This window comes from Pelosinus sp. UFO1 (assembly GCF_000725345.1).
In the GTDB taxonomy this organism is placed as follows: domain Bacteria; phylum Bacillota; class Negativicutes; order DSM-13327; family DSM-13327; genus Pelosinus.
The window spans coordinates 952,730-975,230 of sequence record NZ_CP008852.1 but is presented as its reverse complement, the minus strand read 5'-3'; the positions used below and the strand labels follow the sequence as shown (position 1 = coordinate 975,230).

Sequence of the window (22,501 nt, the reverse complement as noted above, 5' to 3'; positions counted from 1 at the left end):
ATATAGATATAAAGATATATCAGTTGAGGAGAGATGGAATTTATGAAGATATTGATCGTTGGCGGAGTAGCTGGAGGCGCAAGTGCAGCGGCACGTTTAAGACGTTTAGATGAAACAGCTGAGATTATTCTTTTTGAAAAAGGAGAGCATATTTCCTTTGCTAATTGTGGATTGCCTTATTATGTAGGTGAAATTATTCGAGAAAAGGAACAGCTTGTCGTACAAACGCCAGAAGCAATGAATATTCGATTTAATATTGACGTGCGAATCTTTAGCGAAGTCCTAAGTATTGATACGGAGAAAAAAGAACTTGTGGTAAAAGATCTTATAAAAGGTACTAACTATAGAGAATCTTATGATAAATTAATTCTCTCGCCAGGTGCTGCTCCGATTAAGCCTCCGATCCCAGGCTTAGAGGCAGCGAATGTTTTCACCATGAGAAATATTCCGGATACCTACGCTATTAAAGATTTTGTTGATACTCAGCATCCTAAACGAGCGATTGTCGTAGGAGGAGGATTCATCGGTATTGAATTAGCCGAGAATCTAGTAGAAAGAGGCATCAAAGTTACCTTAGTGGAACTAGCCAATCAAGTAATGGGGCCTATCGACTTTGAAATGGCAGCCTTAGTGCATCAATATTTAAAAGAAAAAGGCATGGAAGTTTATCTGGAAGATGGCGTAACATCAGTGCGTCAAGAAGAGAATTACTCCATTGTTTCACTTACAAGCAATACAGAGCTTAAAGCAGATATCATTCTATTAGGCATTGGCGTAATTCCAGATACTAAACTAGCAAAAACAGCAAATTTGGCTTTAGGAGAAAGAGGCGGAATCCGAGTTGACAAAAATTTAAAAACTTCAGATCCTGACATTTACGCTGTTGGTGATGCCATTGAAGTAATTGATTATATAAATGGTCACCCTACCCTCATTCCATTGGCTGGGCCCGCGAATAAACAAGGACGAATTGCTGCTAATCATATCTTAGGCAGGCAGGATGAGTATGCTGGAACACAAGGAACTTCTGTACTCAAAGTATTTGATGTAACAGTATCTTCTACAGGAAATAATGAAAAAATACTAAAGAGATTTCAGATTCCTTATGAAAAATCCTACACCCATTCTTTATCCCATGCAGGTTACTACCGTGGGGCAACCACTATTTCTCTAAAGCTCCTCTTTTCTCCCATCGATGGAAAAATACTTGGCGCACAAGCGATTGGCCAGGCAGGCGTGGAAAAAAGAATTGATGTCATTGCAACAGCGATTCGCGCAGGCATGACAGTCTATGATTTAGAAAAATTAGAATTATCTTATGCACCTCCCTATTCATCCGCAAAAGATCCTGTCAATATGGCTGGCTATGTTGCATCCAACATATTAAAAGGAGATCACAAAATTATTCATTGGGACGAAATCCAGCAAGTAGATAAAGGAAGTGCTCTTTTTGTCGATGTACGAACTCCTTTAGAATTTGGTATGGGTTCGATAGAAGGTGCCATCAACATTCCACTCGATGAGCTAAGAGGCAGACTCCAGGAAATTCCTAAAAATAAAGAACTCATTCTGTTTTGCCAGATCGGATTAAGAGGCTATTTGGCTTATAGAATCCTAGTACAAAATGGCTATACCAATTTGAAAAATTTAAGTGGCGGCTACAAAACCTATACTGCTGCCATGCAAGAACAATCCAATCGGGATATTTTCCGTTATGAAGAATTGCAGGAAAATATCGTACAGCAAACTATACCTGCTGCTCACAATACTCACGCCGATGTTACGATTGATGCTTGTGGTTTACAATGCCCTGGTCCGATTATGCAAGTTTATAATACCCTTAGTACAATGCAACCTGGCCAAATTTTAGAAGTAACCAGTACAGATCTAGCTTTTGGCTCTGATATAAAGGCTTGGTGCGCTAGCACCGGAAATTCATTACTAGACGTTAATACCTCAGGCCAGCTTGTCAAAGCCTATATAAAAAAAGGCAGTGCATTACAAAAGGAAAGCCAATCCCTTAGTTCCCCTAACAATGATAAAACGATGGTTGTCTTTAGTGGTGATTTAGATAAGGCAATTGCTGCCTTCATTATTGCCAATGGAGCCGCTGCTATGGGAAGAAAAGTAACGATGTTTTTCACCTTTTGGGGACTTAATATTCTTAGAAAACCTACTAAAGTAAATACTAGTAAAACACTGCTAGAAACTATGTTTGGCATGATGATGCCTAGAGGATCTAAAAAACTTGGCTTATCCACTATGAATATGGGTGGCATCGGTGGTAAAATGATTCGGTATATTATGAACAAAAAAAATGTTTCTTCTCTAGAAGATCTGATTCAACAAGCTCAGAAACAAGGCATTCGAATCGTAGCTTGCAGCATGTCCTTGGATGTAATGGGCATCAAAGCAGAGGAATTAATAGATGGTATTGAAGTTGCCGGTGTTGCTACGTATCTCAGTGCTGCAGAATTATCCGATACCAATTTATTTATCTAATACAGTAGAAATTGAGGATGATAATATGGAAGATATGAAAAACTATATTCAGCAAAGCGAAGTACTCAAAGCAATCGCCCATCCCGTAAGACTTTGTATTGTAAGGGGATTAATTAATAACCAATGTAACGTAACGAAGATGCAAGAATGTCTGAATCTCCCCCAATCCACGGTATCTCAGCATCTAGCAAAATTAAAGTCAGCAGGGATTATTGAGGGGGAACGAAAAGGGTTAGAAATCTGTTATAAGGTAGCCAATCAGCAGGTAAAAGATATTGTAGCAATACTATTTTAGTAATTCTCTAACAGAACGCACCTTACAGGCCATCCTCTGGCTGTAAGGTGCGTTCTTTGCTTCTTTCTAAAACTGCCTAATCAATAACTGGAATCACAGGGCGGTCTTTACTTCTTTTGCTTTTGTCAAACTTTCCTTCGATGGCATCTTTCACATGTTGTACATAAATGTCTTGTACTCCCACATTTTCACCCAGCCCATGAAGATAAGTATCTACTTTGAACCCTGCTGCTAGCAGCTGAGATTTGAATGATTCCTTGTCATCTCCAGCCATATCGTTGGTGGCATGGTCACCAGCAACCAACATAAAAGGCATTAGTGTTACTTTTTTAATTTTATTTTCTTTTAATTCACTTATAAGATTACTCACAGTTGGATATCCCTCGACTGTGAAAATAAAGACATTTTTAAGCCCAGCATCTTTCAGCTTCATTTGTAATGCAGCATAAGCAGCGTTAGAAGGATTTACACCACCATGGCCCATCATAGCAATCGCTTCTTGTTTTCCTAATTTAGGAAATTGGTTTTCTAACGCTTTGATAGCAATTGCATAATCATCCGGCTTTTCCCCTGCTTGTCCTGTATAGTATAGAACAGGACGACCTATGGATATTTTATTAAATGCCTTATTTTCCTCATACTTTTCAACAACACGAGTTAGCTTTGCATATTCGTCGCCAGCTTCCATATGCAAGGGTTGTACAATTACTTCCGTATACCCTTCTGCTTTCAACTTATCGAGTGCTTGCTTTTCGGTATCAATTTTAATACCGTCCCGCTCATCTAATTTTTTAATAATAATTCGAGAAGTAAACGCTTGGCGGACTTCATACTCAGGAAAAGCTTCGCGAATTTTAGCCTCCACAGCATCAGTCGTTACTTTTCGTGTATCCGCAAAAGTAGTACCAAAGCTAACAACTAAAATAGCCTTCTTATCTGTCAAGGCAGCAGCACTAGCTGTTTGCCTCATTGTAAAGCCTCCAATAATGGCAATGGATAAAAATAAAATTCCAAGTACTCTCATGATTTGATTCATAACACTACACCTAACCCTTCCTATTTATTAGATAGAATTTTTGCTTATTAGATTAGTAACTTAATTCACCTCACTCATCGAAAATAAAGAAGACTTGATTCAGATGGAGTTTTAACTCCACCTGAATCTTAGTCGCACTTATCCAGGGACTTAGCCGCTCTTAACTCCCACTTATAGAAGATGGGAGTCTTAGAGCGGTTTAGTCATCGGATAAAACTTCAGCCAGATTACCTAAAAATAATGTGTAAGATTTTTTTATACTTTTATATGTTAGCGCATGTAATGCATTCGGCTAATTAAGCAACTACACTACATCACACTTGACTGAAAAAGGAAGTTCCGCTTCCACGGAACTAGCTGTCCTTCCCAAGGACAACTCACAACAATATGGATTTGAAAGTTTGAAGCATATGTTAGCTATTTCGCACCCAAATACGAAACAGTCACATAACAAATAAAAATCTCCCGACCACAAGTCGGGAGAACATTAAGAACATCTAGTTATATCTAATAAAAATCCCGGCGTTATATACGCCGGGAAATAAGTACAATACAACCTTGGTGTGCACTTAATCCCCTCCCCATCGCTCGTGGGTAAAACGGTGATTATCAAATAGGCAGTTCTCCTGGCTCTGGATCATCGCTTCCCCAAACCTTCCCAAAACTTTCGCCTCAGTGGTATACCTTGGGTTCGCTCCTCATTACAGTGGCGGGACCGCGCCGGCATGAAACCGGACTTCCCTATTAAGCCCCTTAGGGCACCTATCTCTATTTATAAAGTTTTCAGTTAAATCGTCTTCACACATATAATAGCACTTTATTTAGAAATATACAAGACTGTATATTTCTTACTGATTTTCCACTTTAAATTCTTTGTAACCGCCAGAAAGGTTATAAACCTTCGTAAAGCCAAGATTAATTAACATATTCTGGGCTGCATTCCCTGTTACCCCTTTGTTGCAATGAACGACGATAGATTCATTCTGCGATAATTCCCTAACCTTTTCTTTAAGATCTCCCAATGGGATATTGACAGCACCTTCAATATGACCTTTGGCAAAATCTTTGTTACTTCTAACATCAATAACGGTATATTTCATTCTGTCTGCAATTAACTCTTGGGCTGTAATAATTTTTCTACCCCGATTTAAGGCATTATCTAAAATCATGCCCGTATACATTACAGGATCTTTCGTTGTGGAATAAGGAGGAGCGTAGGCAAGATCTAGATGTGATAAATCACCCGCTTTTGCTCCAAAAGTAATGGCAGTCGCAAATATATCAATCCTTTTATCTACACCTTTTTTCCCAATGATCTGAACACCTAAAAGCTTCTGGGTTGCTCTATCGGCAACCGCCTTAATGATCATTTCTGAACTGCCTTCAAAATACTCTGTCTGATTCGGCTTTATATTATGAATGATTTCTACATCGTACCCTGCTCTTCTAGCTTCCTTTTCTGTATACCCTGTCTGCCCACAGGTTAAATCAAATACTTTTACAATTCCTGTACCGAGTATTCCTCTAAACTCTAAATCGCCACCTGTAATAACATCTCCTGCGATTCTACCTGTCTTATTTGCAGTGGATCCCATCGGACGGTAGCAAGGGTTCCCATCAATGAGAAAATAACTTTCTGAACAATCCCCAACTGCGTATATCCCCTTGATGGACGTCTCCATCTTAGTATCTACCTTAATAGCTCCCGTCGTGCCGAGCTCTATACCAGCTTGTTTGGCAAGATCTACTGCTGGTTTGACTCCTGTAGAAAGGATAACCATATCTGCTGGCAGCATTCTGCCTGTATCCGTCAGTACTGATTTATTTTCGTCATCTACTTTTACAACTTTTTCTCCGCTAAAAACTTGTACTTTATTTTCGATAAGTTCTTTTTTAATACGTAAGGACATTTCTGGATCATAAGAAGGCATCACTTGTCCAAGAGCTTCTACTACTGCTATCTGAATGCCCTTTTTTACGAGATTTTCTGCAATCTCCATGCCAATAAATCCACTACCAATAATAACTGCAGAAGCTGGGTGCTCCTTTTCAATATGCTCTTTAATCTTATCAGCACTAGTAATATTACGTACTATAAATACATTATTGCCCTCTAACCCTTTAATATCAGGTTTTACAGGAGCTGCCCCTGTCGCCAATACAAGAATATCGTAGGAATCATGAAAGGTTGTTCCTGTCTGTAAATCTTTGATTCCTAGTTCTTTTTTGTCAGCATCAATTCCAATGACTTCATGTTCCGTTTTAATATCAATCGCGAAACGTTTTTTAAACCATTCTGGATTCCTGGGATTAAGGTTTTCCCGACTGATATACTCTTCTCCGATATAATAAGGTAGTCCGCAAACGGAATAGGATATGTCCCTATCTTTTTCGTAAATAACAATTTCATTATCGATATTATTTCTTCTAGCTTTCGCAGCTACCGACGTTCCTGCTGCTACAGATCCTATAATGATAATTCTCATAATTATGCTCCCTTTCATAATGTGAAAAACTCTTACGCATCCTTTTAGCAAAAGTCTCCGCCCAGTATCCATATTATTATAAGTGTAGGTTAAATGCTAATGGCGGAACGTTAATAATATGGATACTGGGCGGATCACCCAACAACTATACTTCTTACGTAATTACTAAAAAGCATCCGGCATGTCTTGCTCTTTTCAAAGTGAGTAGCGAAACAGTACCGGATGCATAGTTAGTAATACCTTACATTTACTTAATTAATTCAACTAGTTTCTCGCCTTTTATTTCTTCACCTTTCCATGGTATAACCGCAAAATTCCCTTCTGAAATTTCATCCACTTTATTGATCCATGGAATTTCGTTTTGGGATTTAGTTTTTAATAATGGGCTTTGGGTATTCGTCATGTATAAACTTGAGTTAATTACCCACCATTTATTTCGAATACCTGCCCGTTTTAAATCCTCTTGCAATCTCATTGCTTCATACACAGGCGTAGCTTCCGGCAGGGTTACGATAACAACCTCTGTTTCCTTCTCATCTCGTAATCTTGGCAGTAGGTTCTTCACAGATTCAGGTATATCGCCTTGGGAGCGTTGTATTTCCTTATGATAGCTTTGGGTGGCATCTAATAATAATAAAGTGTGCCCTGTGGGTGCTGTATCGATTACTACAACTTCATCGTCAGCCTGATCGACAATCTGTGCAAAAGCACGGAATACAGCGATTTCCTGGGTACATGGGGAACGCAGGTCTTCTTCTACATAAGAAATATCCGCCTCGCTCATAGTTTCTCTTGCCTTTTCTAGCACAGCCTCTGAGTATTTACGAAGCTCTTCTTTCTCGTCAATCTTACTGACTCGAATGCCATGACGACCTTCCTCGACTACAAACTTCAAGTGGTCGGCTGGATCGGTGGTTGTTAAATGTACCTTTACACCCCGTTCAGCAAGGCCAAGGGCAATCGCTGCGGCCAAGGTGGTTTTTCCAACTCCACCTTTACCCATAGTGAAAATAACTTTTTTCTGGGAGGCATACAGATTCTCAATTAAAGCTTTGACTTTTGGTAATTCTGCTTTGTTTAGTTTATAGTCTTGGGTTTCTAGATAATCTTCTTTTAACATCATTCTTATATTTTTAATACCTGTTACATTGTATGCCCTTAGAGGAATTTTATAGGTTTTAGTCTCTTTGAGAGCTTCCGGTATATTTCCCAATGCTTTTTGCTGTTTCGCATACAATTGGTTTGCAATTTCATCATCTTTAATATCCAGTTCCAATACGCCATTAACAATTAGAAGCTGATTGTTAACCCCTAATTCTTTCAGTTCTTTAGATGCCCGCTCAGCTTCCTGTAAGGGAGCGTATTCGGGTCTCGTTAGTAAGACCAAGGTTGTCATGTTACCATCTGCTAAGATATTCACTGCATTTTTATAAACTTCTTTCTTACTTTCTAATCCAGATAATTGACCGAGGCAAGACGCCCCATGGGTACTTTCACTAATAAAATTACTCCACGCAGATGGCAGTTGCAGCATACGCAAAGTATGCCCCGTTGGCGCTGTATCAAACAGAATGTGGTCGTATTCCGTTTGTATTTTTTCATCGGTTATAAAGTTGGAAAACTCATTAAAGGCAGCAATTTCCACTGTACATGACCCTGAAAGCTGCTCCTCCATATTCCTCAGTACACTGGGAGGTAGTTTGCCGCGAAAGGGCGCAATCACTGATTCTTTATATTCTTTGGCAGCTTCTTCTGGGTTTAAGTTTGCAACCACAAGATTTGGAACTTCTTGGATGGCAATTCCTTTACTAGTAAGTGCAATACCAAAAACATCTTGTAAATTGGAAGCTGGATCGGTACTGACTAATAATACTTTTTTCCCTTGATCCGCTAAGGTAATCGCAGTAGCACAAGCCGTCGAGGTTTTACCTACGCCGCCTTTACCGGTAAAAAATAAATACTTCGTCATATTTATAGAATCTGGATGAAATGATTTATACATAAAATCCTCCTAAGTTTCTCTCCTTAGACTAACAACATCCGCCCTCACAGCAACATTGTTTATTTTCATCTTCATCTGCTGTTATCTCTTCCTTGGATAAGCCTGACCATTGAGCAAATTCAGCAGTTGTTGGATATTCTCTAGTTTTAACCACTTCTCCGTCTACTAAGGTAATTGGCAAAACCTCAACTTCTTCCTTCATCAAATATTCATTTACTTTTTTATTATCGACAAAGGCTTGTGGGTTACTTGAGAGGCCGTAGCGAATCACGGAAACTCCCTTGCTGGTAAGCCTATTAATCGTAGTTGCCACCCTTAAAAGTTCTTGGTCAATACCAGGTCCACAAATTCCTGTTTCGCAACACATAGCTGGATCAAAAATTTCAATTTTACTCATTTTAAGCTCCCCTTATTGTTTATATTTTTCACAATACGCTCACATGGAATCTAATTAAGTATTGATTTAACTGAAGAAATATCCTTACACCATTTTTATCCCGCATATTATATTACTATATTCAATTATGATCATATACTTTTCATAGCTCTTTGTCAACAGTATCCAACCTACCCTATATCTGCTATATGTAAAGGAGACTTCCATAGAACACTCACTATATTCTAAAAAATGAAAAATTTTAATGTGAACCTTCCAAAGATCCACATGTGATATTTTGCTCTCGGTAGCTCTTCAGTTTTGCTATATCCTCTTGGTATTGAGGATATTTTGCAACATCTACATCTAATAATGTCTTTATAAAGGCGTAGTGTTTTATGGCTTCAATACTCATGCCGTAATACACCCACTGAGACTTTTTTTCACTATAAATAATTCCTGAATCACGAAGTTTCGCCAAATGCCTAGATACATTGGACTGACTACTTTGCAGAATGGCTTCAATCTCACAAACGCACAAATTTTCAACCCATAACAAATTTATAATTCTTAATCTAGTTTCATCGCTTAATGCCTTTAATGTCCGTATTATGTTCATGTTCTCCTCCAACTCTCCGATTGATTTAATGAAACTATGTTATATATAAAGGTTACAGTACATGATTATATTAATTTTTAATCATATACTGTAACCTTGCCTTTGTCAACATACCAACTAAACCCATTAGTAGTAGGCATTAATAGAGAGATGCCAGTAGCATCCCTCCTGTATTAACGGTTTGAAAAATCCCCATATCTAATGTTCTGTAGCAGTATTTATAAAATAGTACTTTATCTAGAAAGTACTATTCATTATTACAGTATCATAACTATCTCACAAACATGAGACGATGATTCCTTAATTTACAACATCCAGAACCTTCAATAAATATAGAAATGTAACAAGTATTATCACATCTTTGAGTGCCTTTAATTCAGAATAATTCACAATCTCACCTAACTTCTTTTTATAGTAGCACATAAAACAGTAAGCTATATACAGTATTTATATAATAATCTATTTTTAGAAGGATTACCTCCATCTTAAGGTATACAATCTAAAATTTATGTGAACTACAAAAAAGGTCATACTTTCTTACTATGCACAGGGCATCTTTCTCCACCTAAACGATCTATCCATGTAAGCTGGTGATAGTTAATCAGTTCATTTTCATCAACTTCAACAATTCTCTTAATACATTCTCGGCATACCTTTTTGCCTGCTGCCTGGATAAGGGCGGTTGATAAACCAAGCCTTTGTAATCGTAGACTTCTATCGACAACAGTAATCTCTTGTTCCTCTACTGCCTGATTACTTGCTACGACAAGGCCTGTATCTCCTTTGAAACTAGGATCAATGCGTACAGTACAGTTTTTATTTACACGTCTTGCTAATACCCGGTATTTTTCTATAGAAGATCTATCAATTTCACCGTTAAGAATTAACTTATTTACTCTTTGATCTTTTAAAGTTTGAAAAACTTCTGGATAAATAGCAGCTTCAGTTACTTGTTTTTTTGATAGTTTTCTTAGTATCCGTTCCTTAAACTCCCCCAGATGATATCTTTTTTCATCACGCCTTATTTCAGGTATCCCATGTATTCCTGCTAATAACGTCTGCCCTAATTTATCTGCTTTTTGTAAATCTCCGATGCCCTCAGATTGAGTCTTGTTCATTATAACCACCTCCGGTTTGACAGAATGTCATTAAATTAACCTTACCAATTGGTATTTATACTAAAAGAAAGGTCCATGACTAAATTAGTTGATAAAACAAGCAAACCCGCATGAAATGCTCATACGGGTTTTAATACAATTACAATAAAGAGATTATTGTCTAATTTCAAAATTTTGTTGACTGTTCACTAAGTTTCATTCCACCACAACATCTATCACCTTGATGACGTCTGCCACAAGTACACCTAACGTCTTCATCAGAAACCTTTATTTTTTTCATACTGTTACATGCAGGGCAGGGAATTTCATAACCATGCTTTGCCCCTTTTTCACAAGGCTCTACATCCCAAACATGATGACAATCTAAACATTCAAAGACTCTGTTTTTCAGTATATAGTTTCCGCCCCTAATGAGTATCGTTTGGCCTTGCACTAATGCCGACGCAACCTTGAATCTTGCACGTTGTAAAATCCGCTGAAAGGTTGTTCTTGATACTCCCATTGCTTCTGCACACATTTGCTGATCCAAGCCTTCTACGTCTTTTAATCGAATTGATTCAATTTCTTCAATAAGAATTTCGGATACTGCAACATTTCTTTGATTGTCTGGCACAAATCGTTTACTATAGGGTATTTCTTCTACCAGACCACAGCAGCGTCTACGCGACATAAAAGCACCTCTCAAATTGAGTATATTCTACTATTATAATGAATCATTCTCTTAAAAAATACAATCTAAATTAACAATATCCACAATTTAAGTTGCCTGATGCCTTTAACACTATAGTAGGAAGATGGCTACTACCGTCGTCACAATAAGTCCCGCCATTACTGGTAGCAGGTTTCGCCTAGCTAGTTCAAAAGGATTCACGTTACAAATAGCTGCAACAGCAATTAAGCTCCAGGGAACTAATGTACCTCCTCCGGTAAAAATTGCCGCAATCTGGCCCAAGGCAGTGAGAGTCGCTGTGCCAGATCCAATGGATACAGAGAAAAGTTTAGCTAACGATCCAACAAGAGAAATCCCCGAAAAACCTGAACCATCTAAACCTGTGATAATGCCAACAATCATGATGGTAAATGCTCCGATCACTGGACTTATCGAAACGTTCTGCGCCATAACAAGCCCTAAATCATTGACCAATCCTTGTGAGTCTAGTGGCAAAACCTTGCCAAATATAGTAACAAAACCACTATCCCCTAGGTAAAAAAATGCAGCAATAGGAATGACTGGCCCAAAGACCGTAATGCCGAATTTGAACCCTTCTACTAAATAATTTGTTGCCTGCTCAATCCCTTTCCCTTTGTGGGCTACAAGCACTATAATGATCATAATCAAAATTGCTGTCCCACCAATGAGAGCCGTTGCGTCTCCTCCCCGAAGGTTAAAACTAACCATAACAGCCACATCAATACCAAAAAGAATAAGCACCATGGCTGCTAACCATTTTTTCGCTCTGGTGGCGAGAGGAAATGCAGCTACCTCATCTAAAGAATCAGATGAATGAATTAACACAGTGTCCTTTTCAATGCTCAATCTGCCTTTTTCGATGTCACGTTTCAATATCCAGTAAGCAACGCTAACAGTTACCAATCCCATTACAAGAATTAATGGTACACTTGCATTTACTACGTCCTGAACAGGAATTCCCGCAGCTGCTGAGGTAAGCTTCGGTGCCCCCTGAATCACCCAATCGCTAGATAAAGCAATGCCGTGTCCAAACAAGTTCATCGAGGCAGCCACTCCCATAGCTGGCAAACCTACTCGAAGACCAACAGGCAATAATACAGCACCCATAAGTGCCGCAGCTGGTGATGGCCAAAAAAACCAGGAAATCGTCATCATAAATACGCCAATGATCCAATAGGCCATACTTGGAGTACGAATTGCCCTAGCAAATGGTTCTACCATAATTTCATTTACCCCTGTGTATAACAAGGCTTTACTCATTGCTACAATCAGAGAAATGATTAATATGGTTCCAGACAATTCATTCAATGCATAAACAAAGCTATTAAATATCCCAATGATAGCTTGGTTGATTGTCCCTTTTGCCATATAACCAATTAAAAATATCCCAATAATACAAATTATACTTGTATCCCTGCGCATCATCATAGCTATTACGATTAATACGATAAATAGAGTGAAAATCCAGTGCAAAGAAGTAAGCTCAAACATAAACTCCCCCCTTTATAAACCTCGTATTATGATAATCTATGCAGATGCAAAGGAATCGGAGCCCCTCACTTGATGTATACCTATCGCCTATTGATCACTTACTATAACTCCTTGCTATTACTTTACATCCGAATAAAAAAACCCCTCGAAGAATGTTAAGCATCCTCGAGAGGCAATTTAATTTAATTTAATTTAATTTAATCACTTATGTAAGATAATTATCTCCTATTGTTTACCAAAGCATATATTTTTCGCGGCATAAGATCAAGGGGAACTTGTTCCTGGACAGCTCCAATGGTAAAAGCTGCCTTGGGCATACCATAGACAACGGAAGAACGTTCATCTTGTCCTAAAGTATTGGCCCCAGATTTACGAAGAGCGAGCAAACCATTAGCACCATCATTCCCCATTCCCGTCAAAATCACTCCAATTGCATTCTTACCAGCATGTTCAGCTACAGAATGAAACAGAACATCAACAGCAGGGCAATGGCCGTTAACCTTCTCACCGCGAAAGCATTCTACCATATAATTCGTATTCACCTTTTTGATACGCATATGATGATCGCCGGGGGCGATTAACACTCGTCCCGGTAACACCATATCTCCTGTTTTGGCTTCCTTCACTTCTACAATGCAAGAACTATTCAATCGTGCAGCAAACAAGCCGGTAAAAACAGGTGGCATATGTTGTACAATAACCGTACCTGGCATATTGGCAGGAAATCCTTTGAGTATCCTATCAATTGCTTCCGTTCCCCCAGTAGAGGCGCCAATTGCAATAATGCAATTTTGCTTCGCTAAGCCGGCCCCTTGGTTATTAGAAGATGTGATAACATTCCCCTTTGGCGTTGCCACCTTAGCTGTAGACGCAATTTTAATTTTCACTATCAATTCACTGATAAACGCCTCAACGCCCCGCCCATTCAGTGGATCTGGTTTTGTAACAAAATCAACTGCACCTGCTTTTAAAGCATCGAATACGCTTTGACTTACGGCACTTACCACAACAACTGGTATGGGATATTGGGGAATCAATTTCTTTAAAAATTCAATGCCGCTCATTCGGGGCATCTCTACATCAAGAGTCATAACATCAGGTTCAAATTCTAAAATTTTATCCCTTGCTATATAAGGGTCGGATGCTGTTGCTACAACTTCAATTAAAGGATCTTGTGATATTTGGCGTGCTAATGTTTCGCGAAAGACGATAGAATCATCTACCACCAAAACTCGAATCTTACGTTTGTTATTATTCATATTTTTAACCCTTTCTATAAACAGCGGGTGCTATAAACCGATATTTACTTTCATAACGATTAATCGATTCAGAATGTCCAATAAACAAGTACCCCCCTGGTTCCATATGCTCATAAAATCGATTGATCAAATCTTTTTTGGTCTTTTCATCAAAATATATCATTACATTGCGACATAGGATAAGATGAAACTTTTTTTTAAAAGGAAAGATTTCATTCATAAGATTAAATCGTCGAAAAATGACCTCACGTCGAATTGTCTCTCTTAAAATGCTAGACTCTTCACTGAATTTCTGAAAGTATGTCGTTCGCCATTTGTCTGGCAGCATTTCTAGTTGCTGCGTAGAATAAATTGCTTTCTGCGCTTTTCCCAAGACAGATGTAGAAATATCCGTTGCCAGTATCTTAGTATCCCATAGGTACTTCTCAGGTCCAAAATAGGAGTCAATCATCATTGCCAAGGTATATGGCTCTTCTCCTGTGGAGCAGCCAGCACTCCATACCCGTAGATCTTTGTTTTTCTTCTCAGCCTCGGCAAGATAAGGTAAAACCACATTCTTGAGCAACTCAAAATGCTGGGGTTCCCGTAGAAAGTAGGTATGGTTGGTCGTTAGTTTGTTTACCAAAGTCACTCCAGCCTTACCTGTAAGATCATTTTTCACATAGGAAAAATACTCTGAAAAACTAGTAAAGCCGCTTTGTACTATATAATTATTTAGACGACCATACACCAAAGTCCTTTTTTGCGATAAGTTGATTCCATAGTTCTGTTTAATAAAATGAACAAGCTCGCTAAATTCCCGTTCTGTTATGTCCTTTATAGTTCTCCCGCCCTTCAATGGATAAAAAGATCCTACAAATCTTAATGTACACTTTCTAAAATACTACTAAGACTTGTAGGAGTCCTTATCACCAAGAACTATTCTTATTTTATCATTGAGTCCTACTAGTACTTACCAAACTCTTTATCATCAAGATCAATTTTCCCTGGGGATGCCAATGCCACTTCGTATTTATCGTCTCGTCTTTCTTGTCTATATTTTTTTTGCTCCATCATGTTTTCAATTGCTCGTAAAACTTCTGGACTGACTCCTGCTGAAGCCCTGAAACCTTGAGTAGCTTGTTGTTTTAGTTTAAATTTAGATACATTATCTCTCATGACCTCGGCTTGGCTTGATAATTCCTCGCTGGCAGATGCACTTTCCTCTGCTGTTGCTGAGTTCGTCTGGACCACTTGAGATACCTGATTGATAGCTTGATTAATCTGGGAAATTGCGGAAGCTTGCTCATTTGAGGCAGCTGCAATATTACCGACAAGTTCCGCTGCCTTTGCAACACCACCTACAATGCCATTCAAAGCTTCTGCTGTATCGTTGGCGATCTTTGTTCCGATGTCCACCTTTTTGATTGATCCTTCAATCATGGCTGTTGTTTCCTTCGCCGCATTAGCACTTCTCGCAGCTAAATTTCTGACTTCTTCCGCTACCACAGCAAATCCTTTACCATGCTGTCCTGCTCTAGCCGCTTCTACGGCTGCATTAAGAGCCAATATATTCGTTTGGAAGGCAATTTCATCGATAACCTTAATAATTTTTGATATATTAGCCGATGATTCATTAATTTCAGACATCGCCTTTATCATTTCCTGCATTTGTGTATTACCTTCAATGGCCTGTTCTTTAGAAGATATCGTCAATTCATTGGCTTGATTTGCATTTACCGCATTTTGTTTAGTCTGCACAGCTACTTGTGTCATAGAAGCAGTTATTTCTTCAATAGAACTAGCTTGTTCTGTAGAGCCCTGGGACAGAACTTCTCCAGATGAAGCAATTTGCTGAGCACCAGCAGCTACTTGCTCTGCGGCTTCATTGATGCTACTCATCGCTCGATTTATATTTTCTGCCATCAAATTAAAGGCTTGGGCTAGTTGGCCAATTTCATCACTTGTTCGAACATTTACTGCAACGTTCAAATCGCCACTTGCGATCTTGCCAGCAACTTCAACAATCTCTTTAACTGGTTGAGAAATGATTCTAGCAATATAAATACCAAGGGTAATCGCTATAACGACACTAAAGGCAACAAGAATTATCATAAAGAGCATAGCCCTATTTGCATCTGCTTTATTGGCTGCTGCCTTTTGTTTTGCTAACTCTATTTTCATTGCACTTAACTTATTGAGTGTATCTTCCATAGTCTCTGCGATTCGAATACCCTCAGTTTGTATTAATTGATTTACTTGTGCTACTTGTCCCGCCTGAAGCATGGGAAATAGGTTTTTAGAATAGGAATCATATTGAGCAATCGTATCGTCGAGGGTCTTATGCAATTTACGTCCTTCATCGCTCACTAACGTTTTACCAATCTCGTTACTTCCCGATTTCATTTTACTGATGGATTCATTAAAACTTTTCATTTTTTGATTTTGGATATTTACATCCTTTGTCAAAAGGATATCTCTAAAACTTACGCGCCCCTTTTGATAGGCTTCACTAATATCACCCATCTGTCCCATAGGCACCGTATATTTTTCATACAAATCCGTATCCGCCTGGGACAAACTAGAAAGATTATATACACCTACCGCTCCTACCATCCCTGCAATTACAGCTACACAAAGAAACGCAACAGTAAGTTTGTTAGCAATTTTAAGATTCTGAAACCATTTCATCATTTTTTTCGCCTTCCTTTACTATTTGTTAAATAAATCCTAACAAATTCTCTCTAAGCTGCTAACTTCATTATCATTTAATAATCGATCACTATCGAGGATTAGCTTTACATCTTTACCTACTTTACCTATCCCTTTAATAAAGCGTTGATGATAGCTGCCATTATCAAATTGAGGCGGCAAAACAATTTCTTGAGCTGCAATGATGAGCACTTCCTCTACCGCATCCACAATGAGCCCTAAGGTAACACCTTTTATATCAACTACTACAATACAAGTGCGGTCATTGTACTCTCGATATACTTTTTTAAACCGTAGCCTAACATCAATAACAGGGATAATCTTCCCCCTAAGGTTAATGATGCCTTGTACATATTCTGGAAGGTCAGGTATTTCTGTTACAGACTGCATACCGATTATCTCAGTGACAAATTTTATTTCAATACCATAGACTTCAGTCCCCAAGGAAAATGTCAGAAATTTGTCCTTTTGCGTGTCTTCTTCATCATCTAGCACATTTTCAGCAATCTCAGACATGATATGTCTCCTTTTTTCAATCTATTCTTCTTTACTAGCCTATAGATTCGTTGCTGTAGGGATAAACCTACTAAGAGTTCAGGGCGGCAACATCGAGTATCAAGCTAACACCACCATCTCCGAGCAAGGTACAACCCGCAATTCCCTTCGTCTTTTTGATATAGGAAGGCAAAGCTTTGACCACTACCTGTTGCTGCCCTATTAAAGAGTCAGCAAATAAACAAATTCCTTTTCCGTCAGCTTCAACCATTACCATGATTCCTTCTCTTAGATCTTTGACCTCTGTTTTTACCTGAAACCTTTCATAAAGACGCAAAACAGGGTGGCACTCCCCCCGAATCATAATCATTTCATTATTATTTGTATCTTTTATCAAATTCTGCTCTTTCAGCCGAAAGGACTCTTTTATCGCAATAATCGGTATCGTGTAGATGGAATTTCCGACCTTTATATTCATCCCATCAATGATCGCAAGAGTAAGAGGAATTCTTATAAACATTGTTGTGCCTTCCCCCACTACGCTATCAACACTAATCGTACCACCTATTTTTTCAATATTCTTGGCTACGACGTCCATACCAACTCCACGACCAGAGAATTCTGTCACAGTATCATTGGTAGAAAAGCCAGGCTGTAAAATAAAAGAATAGACCTGGTTATCACTTAAAGAGGTCTCTTCCTTTTCAATTAAACCGCGTTCCCAAGCTTTTTTAAGAATTTTTTCTTTGTTTAACCCTCCACCGTCATCTTGTATCGTAATCAAAACATCGCCACCGGCACTTTTTGCTTCTAGTCGAATTTTGCCCACTTTCGGTTTCCCTTGGGCAATTCTTTCTTGAGCAGGCTCAATACCATGGTCCACAGCATTACGAATTAGATGCATAAGCGGGTCTGATATGCTTTCTATAATATTTTTGTCTACTTCGGTTTGCTCTCCAATAATCTCTAACTGCGCTTCTTTATCAAGCTTTCGCACCATATCTCTGACAATGCGATTCATCTTATGAAAAGTTGCTGATAACGGCACCATTCGTATGGACATAACAGTATCTTGAAGTTCGCTAGTAATTTTTCTTAATTGTCGTGCTGACTTATAGAACTTATCAAGCCTCAATCCTTGCAGTTCAGGATTTTGAGTTACCATTGCCTCAGCAATGACAAGCTCTCCCACTAAATCCATAAGGATATCCATCTTTGACACATTTACACTAATAAAACTTTGTGTCCCTTCCGTTTGCTGCTCCACTTCCTTGACGGCAGCATTCACGGGCTCATCTGGAATTGGGTCATCTAAGTCAATTACCTTTTTCTGCTGCGCTTTTTTGACGCTGGCATCCGCCACTACATTTAAGTTGAACTCTTTTAGAAACATTGTGTTGCAGAAAAATTCTTGTACTATTTCCAAAGATTTTTGCGTCAAAAATGTTATCTGGAATCCTTCATTTTTAATAACTTCCGATGTAGCATCGTTTTCTAAAATATCCATTGGTGAATGTACAATGTTCTCTGCAAGATCACTAAGCTCATGAATTAGAGTAAAAGCTCTTATATTTTCCATTCCACAATCTTCGTCAAAAAAGATCCTGGCTTCATATCTGATTTTTCCCTCATCCTCAGATGCATCAGCCCCAAAATGGATATTTGATTCATCAATATTGAAATTCGTAGTATCAGTCAGTTTGGGATGACTTTCCTTTAAACTGGACAAAAACTCCCTGCTTTTCTCGCAAACAACATAGGAATCACCTGTTGGATCTGCCCCGTTTTCCACCTTAGCCACTTCACCTTTAATGAAATCTACGGCATTTAAAACTAGATCTGTCAGTTCCGAATAATCTACACTTTGAGGCTTTGTCTCGCGAATATAATAGAAAACATCCTCTAAAGAGTGGGCTAACGAAGAAATGTCATTGAACATCATCATAGCAGCCGACCCCTTTAGTGTATGCATAATTCTAAATACTTCATTGATAACGACTTCCAAGCCCCCGGACTTTTCACTATCTAAAATAAGGCGTTCAAGCTGTTCTAACATCTGGTTTGTTTCAAATACAAAGAGGTCAAGCATTGGGGCTTTGCTATCATTATTGGCCAATTTCAATCACCCTCACAAATTACTGCAAATACTGGAAGTACGGTACTGCATAATCTTTTTCAAAATCTAGCGTTTCTATTTGAACTTGCTTAGCCCTCGAATGACCTGTTCTTCAACAAACGGTTTTACGATAAATCCATTAGCACCAGACACAATGGCATCTTTTACAGTCGCTTCTTGCCCCATAGCCGATATCATAACGACTTTCGCACTAGAATCCATTTTTTTTATTGCCTTCAAAGCCGTTATTCCATCCATTTGAGGCATTGTTATATCCATTGTAACCAGATCAGGTTTAAGTTCATTGTATTTTAGGATTGCTTCTGCACCATTTGCAGCTTCGCCTACTACTTGGTAGCCATTTTTCTCTAACATCATTTTTAGTGTTAACCGGATAAAAACTGCATCATCAACAATAAGTACTTTCATATATATCTTCATCCTTTCATCTACAAGTAATGTCAACTTGCAATCACATAATCGTTACCTACATATTTTAGCTTCCCTGCTTCTCTTACCCTTTTCAATGTAAGCATCATTTCTGTTCGAAATATTTCGACTATAATGTCACCTACTTTATCCCAATCAGAAATAATTGAAGCCATCAAAAAAAACGCAAAAAAAGGTCAGGGATACCTGACCTAAAACATGGTAGTTTAAGCTAACATGGCGGCCTGGCAGTCTTGGTCGCCCAGCGACTGTAGACCCATAGCTTTGCGTCCCTATCTTTCGATAGGTTTGCCAATATTGTTAATTTTTGTCTATCTATGTAGTATTTTCTTATATTATATTATTATTCCATATATTCGTCAACGCATTTCGGGACTCTGGTATGTTTCCCCAGGACCTAGGTCTTGTTTTAATACAAAAAAGAATGGCAAATATTACGTTTGCTGCGAAGAATGTAATTAAAGTATAATTTGAATACCACATAAAACTATAAAATTAGCAAGGATACATTACATGAAAAAACAAATACCTCTTTTAATAGCTCTATTATTGTTACTAACTAGCTTACCAGCAGCTACTGCGAGTGCCGCTTCCTTTGATTCACTGAGTCAAGATATCATCAACTTTATAGGTCTTCAAAGCAACCAAACAAAAAATTCTTCAATGAAAGGCAAGGTAATCGTTGTTGATCCCGGTCATGGTGGTAGTGATACTGGTGCCATAGGCCCTAATCATGTTGCGGAAAAAAATGTTACACTGGCCATTGCTCGTGATCTAGGTAAGTTATTATCTGATGGAGGAGCGAAGGTTATCATGACCCGTACCTCTGACAAGGATGTTGCCTATGAGGGAACATCAGACATTGACGAACTACAGGCTCGCGTTGCTATTGCAAACCAGGCTAGTGCAGACTTGTTTATTAGCATTCATGCTGACGCTTCTGACGAACCTGTCAGTGGTACAGCAACTTATTTTTACCCAGGCAATAGCGATACTCTTGCCAGTTTAGTACAAGATAGTATGGTTAGCCAACTAAAGTTGTCTGATAGAGGCTATCAACCTAATGATTTTTACGTTCTTAAAAACACAACGATGCCAGCCATATTAACAGAAGTTGCTTTTATCTCCAATCCAAAAGAAGAAAAACTACTCCTTAATCCTACTTTTGACAAAAAGGCAGCACTTGGAATTTACAATGGAATTAAAAAATATTTTGCGCAATAAGCGCGACCTCACCAGTTAATTTGTAAAATTTTTAAACATCCTTAGGGAGCACAGTTGTGCTCCCTTTTTTTACTCTATGAATTCATAAAAGGAAAGCCAAGCATTCCTCTGCCTGGCTTAATTTTTTACTAATAATCCTCAAAGTAACTAACCTACCATTCTGTACGAATACTCAAATCAGCTTTCTGTTGCGCTTCACCAATTTTTAATAGTTTATATACAATATAAAGACCACCATACCAAACAGGTGCAACATATAATCCTACCAGATTATCATGGTCATATCCCATACCTAAGGTTACAGCCAGCATAAATATCCCTACTGCATAATTGGCATATGGATAACAAGGCATAGGATATTTTAACTGAGTAATTTGCTCACTACTAAGGCTTTTTCGCCATTTGTACTGAATATACATGATCAATGACCAAGTCCACATACAACCCGTGGTTGTAATAGCCGACATATAATAAAATACGCTGTCTGGAGATGCATAATTTAGATAAACGCCTATCAAGCAAACAGCACTAGAAAATAGAATGCCATTGGCGGGAACTTGACTGGCTGATAGTTTCCCTAAGAATGCGGGAGCCTCATTTCTAAGTGCTAATCCATAAAGCATTCGTCCACAAACATACATACCACTATTTAAGCAAGAAGCTGCCGAGGATAAAATTACAACATTTATAATGGAAGCTGCATAAGGTATGCCGGCTTTTTCAAAGATCATTACAAAAGGACTAATGCCTTTCGGCAACGTATCATAAGGAAAAATAGATAGAATGGCTACCATAGAGCCAACATAGAAAACCAATACACGCCAAAATACCTTATCAATCGCGGATTTAAGAGAGGACTCAGGATTAATGGCTTCACCAGCAGTAATTCCGATTAGTTCAACTCCTGAATAAGCAAACACCACCATAACCAATGCCATGGCTACACCACTCCAACCAAAAGGCATAAAACCCCCGTGAGTCCACAGATTAGAAAAACCAATTGCCACTCCATCGTTACCAAGGCCAAAGAGAATCATTGCAAAGCCAACTAGCAGCATGGCTATGATGGTTACAACTTTAATTAGCGCAAACCAAAATTCAAACTCACCGTAATATTTCACTGCAACTAAATTAATGGCCAGAATTACACCAAGACAAATCAGCGCAGGAATCCACTGCTCTATATCCGGTGACCAGTATTTCATATACATGCCGACTGCTGAAATTTCACACATAGCTAAGACAACCCATTGGTACCAATAAGTCCATCCAGTAACAAAGGAAACTAGTGGCCCGCAAAAGGCTCTGGCATAGCCAGCAAAGGATGAAGCTACAGGATGTTCTACAGCGACTTCACCTAGTGCACGCAGCACAAAGTACATAACAATACCACCAAGGGCATAGGCTAATGTGAGAGCTGGTCCTGCCATCTTACTCGCCTGAGCAGATCCCATAAATAGAGCAACGCCAATAACTCCACCAATAGCAATCAACTGGATATGTCTGTCTTTTAGATCTTTCTTCAAGTTCTCTTTTTCTAAATATAAGGATTGTTCTTTCATATCTGTTCGCCTCCTTTTTTTATATAAAAAGACGCTCATCAACAACCTCACGGTTGTTGACAAGCGTCTTTGCTTGCAGCTATTTTAT

At 38.6% G+C, this 22,501-nt stretch carries 18 protein-coding genes and 2 riboswitches; of the genes, 3 read left to right on the top strand and 15 right to left on the bottom strand.

Features of this window, described 5'->3' with window-relative positions; translation table 11 throughout:
- The first annotated feature begins 42 nt into the window (after positions 1 to 42).
- Both UFO1_RS04295 and UFO1_RS04290 read left to right on the top strand, forming a co-directional pair.
- On the top strand, positions 43 to 2,502 hold the full coding sequence (locus UFO1_RS04295; RefSeq protein ID WP_038668292.1) for a DsrE/DsrF/DrsH-like family protein: 2,460 nt from the start codon (positions 43 to 45) through the stop codon (positions 2,500 to 2,502).
- A gap of 25 nt (positions 2,503 to 2,527) precedes the next feature.
- A complete protein-coding gene (locus UFO1_RS04290; RefSeq protein ID WP_038668290.1) occupies positions 2,528 to 2,797 on the top strand; it encodes a helix-turn-helix transcriptional regulator in 270 nt (89 codons plus the stop codon).
- Between the two features lie 76 nt (positions 2,798 to 2,873).
- On the opposite strand, the gene UFO1_RS04285 is transcribed toward UFO1_RS04290, so the two are convergent.
- The 14 genes from UFO1_RS04285 to UFO1_RS04220 form a co-directional block, all read right to left on the bottom strand.
- Positions 2,874 to 3,833, bottom strand: coding sequence for a sirohydrochlorin cobaltochelatase (locus tag UFO1_RS04285; protein WP_371256660.1), 960 nt, complete (start codon positions 3,831 to 3,833; stop codon positions 2,874 to 2,876).
- Positions 3,834 to 4,431: 598 nt separating this feature from the next.
- Positions 4,432 to 4,614: riboswitch (cobalamin riboswitch) on the bottom strand.
- A 67-nt stretch (positions 4,615 to 4,681) separates the two neighbouring features.
- The gene (locus UFO1_RS04280) at positions 4,682 to 6,319 is read right to left on the bottom strand and encodes an FAD-dependent oxidoreductase (protein WP_038668288.1); all 1,638 of its coding nucleotides are present in this window, start codon (positions 6,317 to 6,319) and stop codon (positions 4,682 to 4,684) included.
- A gap of 247 nt (positions 6,320 to 6,566) precedes the next feature.
- A complete protein-coding gene (gene arsA, locus UFO1_RS04275) occupies positions 6,567 to 8,321 on the bottom strand; it encodes an arsenical pump-driving ATPase (RefSeq protein WP_038668286.1) in 1,755 nt (584 codons plus the stop codon).
- Between the two features lie 28 nt (positions 8,322 to 8,349).
- A complete protein-coding gene (gene arsD / locus UFO1_RS04270; protein WP_038668284.1) occupies positions 8,350 to 8,718 on the bottom strand; it encodes an arsenite efflux transporter metallochaperone ArsD in 369 nt (122 codons plus the stop codon).
- Between the two features lie 241 nt (positions 8,719 to 8,959).
- On the bottom strand, positions 8,960 to 9,316 hold the full coding sequence (locus UFO1_RS04265) for a metalloregulator ArsR/SmtB family transcription factor (protein WP_038668282.1): 357 nt from the start codon (positions 9,314 to 9,316) through the stop codon (positions 8,960 to 8,962).
- A 527-nt stretch (positions 9,317 to 9,843) separates the two neighbouring features.
- A complete protein-coding gene (locus UFO1_RS04260; RefSeq protein ID WP_038668280.1) occupies positions 9,844 to 10,434 on the bottom strand; it encodes a YueI family protein in 591 nt (196 codons plus the stop codon).
- Positions 10,435 to 10,600: 166 nt separating this feature from the next.
- Positions 10,601 to 11,104 carry a DUF134 domain-containing protein gene (locus UFO1_RS04255; protein ID WP_038668279.1) on the bottom strand — a complete coding sequence of 168 codons (504 nt, stop codon included), beginning with the start codon at positions 11,102 to 11,104 and terminating at the stop codon, positions 10,601 to 10,603.
- A gap of 111 nt (positions 11,105 to 11,215) precedes the next feature.
- Positions 11,216 to 12,616: a hypothetical protein gene (locus UFO1_RS04250; protein ID WP_038668277.1), complete on the bottom strand. Its 1,401-nt coding sequence runs from the start codon at positions 12,614 to 12,616 to the stop codon at positions 11,216 to 11,218.
- Positions 12,617 to 12,834: 218 nt separating this feature from the next.
- Complete coding sequence (locus UFO1_RS04245; protein WP_038668275.1) at positions 12,835 to 13,875, bottom strand: chemotaxis response regulator protein-glutamate methylesterase; 1,041 nt, start codon at positions 13,873 to 13,875, stop codon at positions 12,835 to 12,837.
- 4 nt (positions 13,876 to 13,879) lie between these two features.
- Positions 13,880 to 14,713, bottom strand: coding sequence for a protein-glutamate O-methyltransferase CheR (locus UFO1_RS04240; protein ID WP_236639326.1), 834 nt, complete (start codon positions 14,711 to 14,713; stop codon positions 13,880 to 13,882).
- 107 nt (positions 14,714 to 14,820) lie between these two features.
- Complete coding sequence (locus tag UFO1_RS04235) at positions 14,821 to 16,548, bottom strand: methyl-accepting chemotaxis protein (protein WP_236639325.1); 1,728 nt, start codon at positions 16,546 to 16,548, stop codon at positions 14,821 to 14,823.
- A gap of 36 nt (positions 16,549 to 16,584) precedes the next feature.
- Positions 16,585 to 17,082 (bottom strand): chemotaxis protein CheW, encoded by a 498-nt coding sequence (locus tag UFO1_RS04230; RefSeq protein WP_173406207.1) that lies wholly within the window; start codon positions 17,080 to 17,082, stop codon positions 16,585 to 16,587.
- Positions 17,083 to 17,152: 70 nt separating this feature from the next.
- A complete protein-coding gene (locus UFO1_RS04225) occupies positions 17,153 to 19,177 on the bottom strand; it encodes a chemotaxis protein CheA (RefSeq protein ID WP_071841985.1) in 2,025 nt (674 codons plus the stop codon).
- Positions 19,178 to 19,252: 75 nt separating this feature from the next.
- Complete coding sequence (locus tag UFO1_RS04220; protein WP_173406241.1) at positions 19,253 to 19,612, bottom strand: response regulator; 360 nt, start codon at positions 19,610 to 19,612, stop codon at positions 19,253 to 19,255.
- Between the two features lie 230 nt (positions 19,613 to 19,842).
- Positions 19,843 to 19,930, bottom strand: a riboswitch (cyclic di-GMP riboswitch).
- Positions 19,931 to 20,140: 210 nt separating this feature from the next.
- Between UFO1_RS04220 and UFO1_RS04215 the strand changes: the two genes are divergently transcribed.
- On the top strand, positions 20,141 to 20,851 hold the full coding sequence (locus UFO1_RS04215; protein ID WP_038668272.1) for an N-acetylmuramoyl-L-alanine amidase: 711 nt from the start codon (positions 20,141 to 20,143) through the stop codon (positions 20,849 to 20,851).
- A 152-nt stretch (positions 20,852 to 21,003) separates the two neighbouring features.
- On the opposite strand, the gene UFO1_RS04210 is transcribed toward UFO1_RS04215, so the two are convergent.
- Entirely contained in the window at positions 21,004 to 22,413 is a 1,410-nt protein-coding gene (locus tag UFO1_RS04210) for an amino acid permease (RefSeq protein ID WP_038668271.1), read from the bottom strand.
- Positions 22,414 to 22,501: the final 88 nt, after the last annotated feature.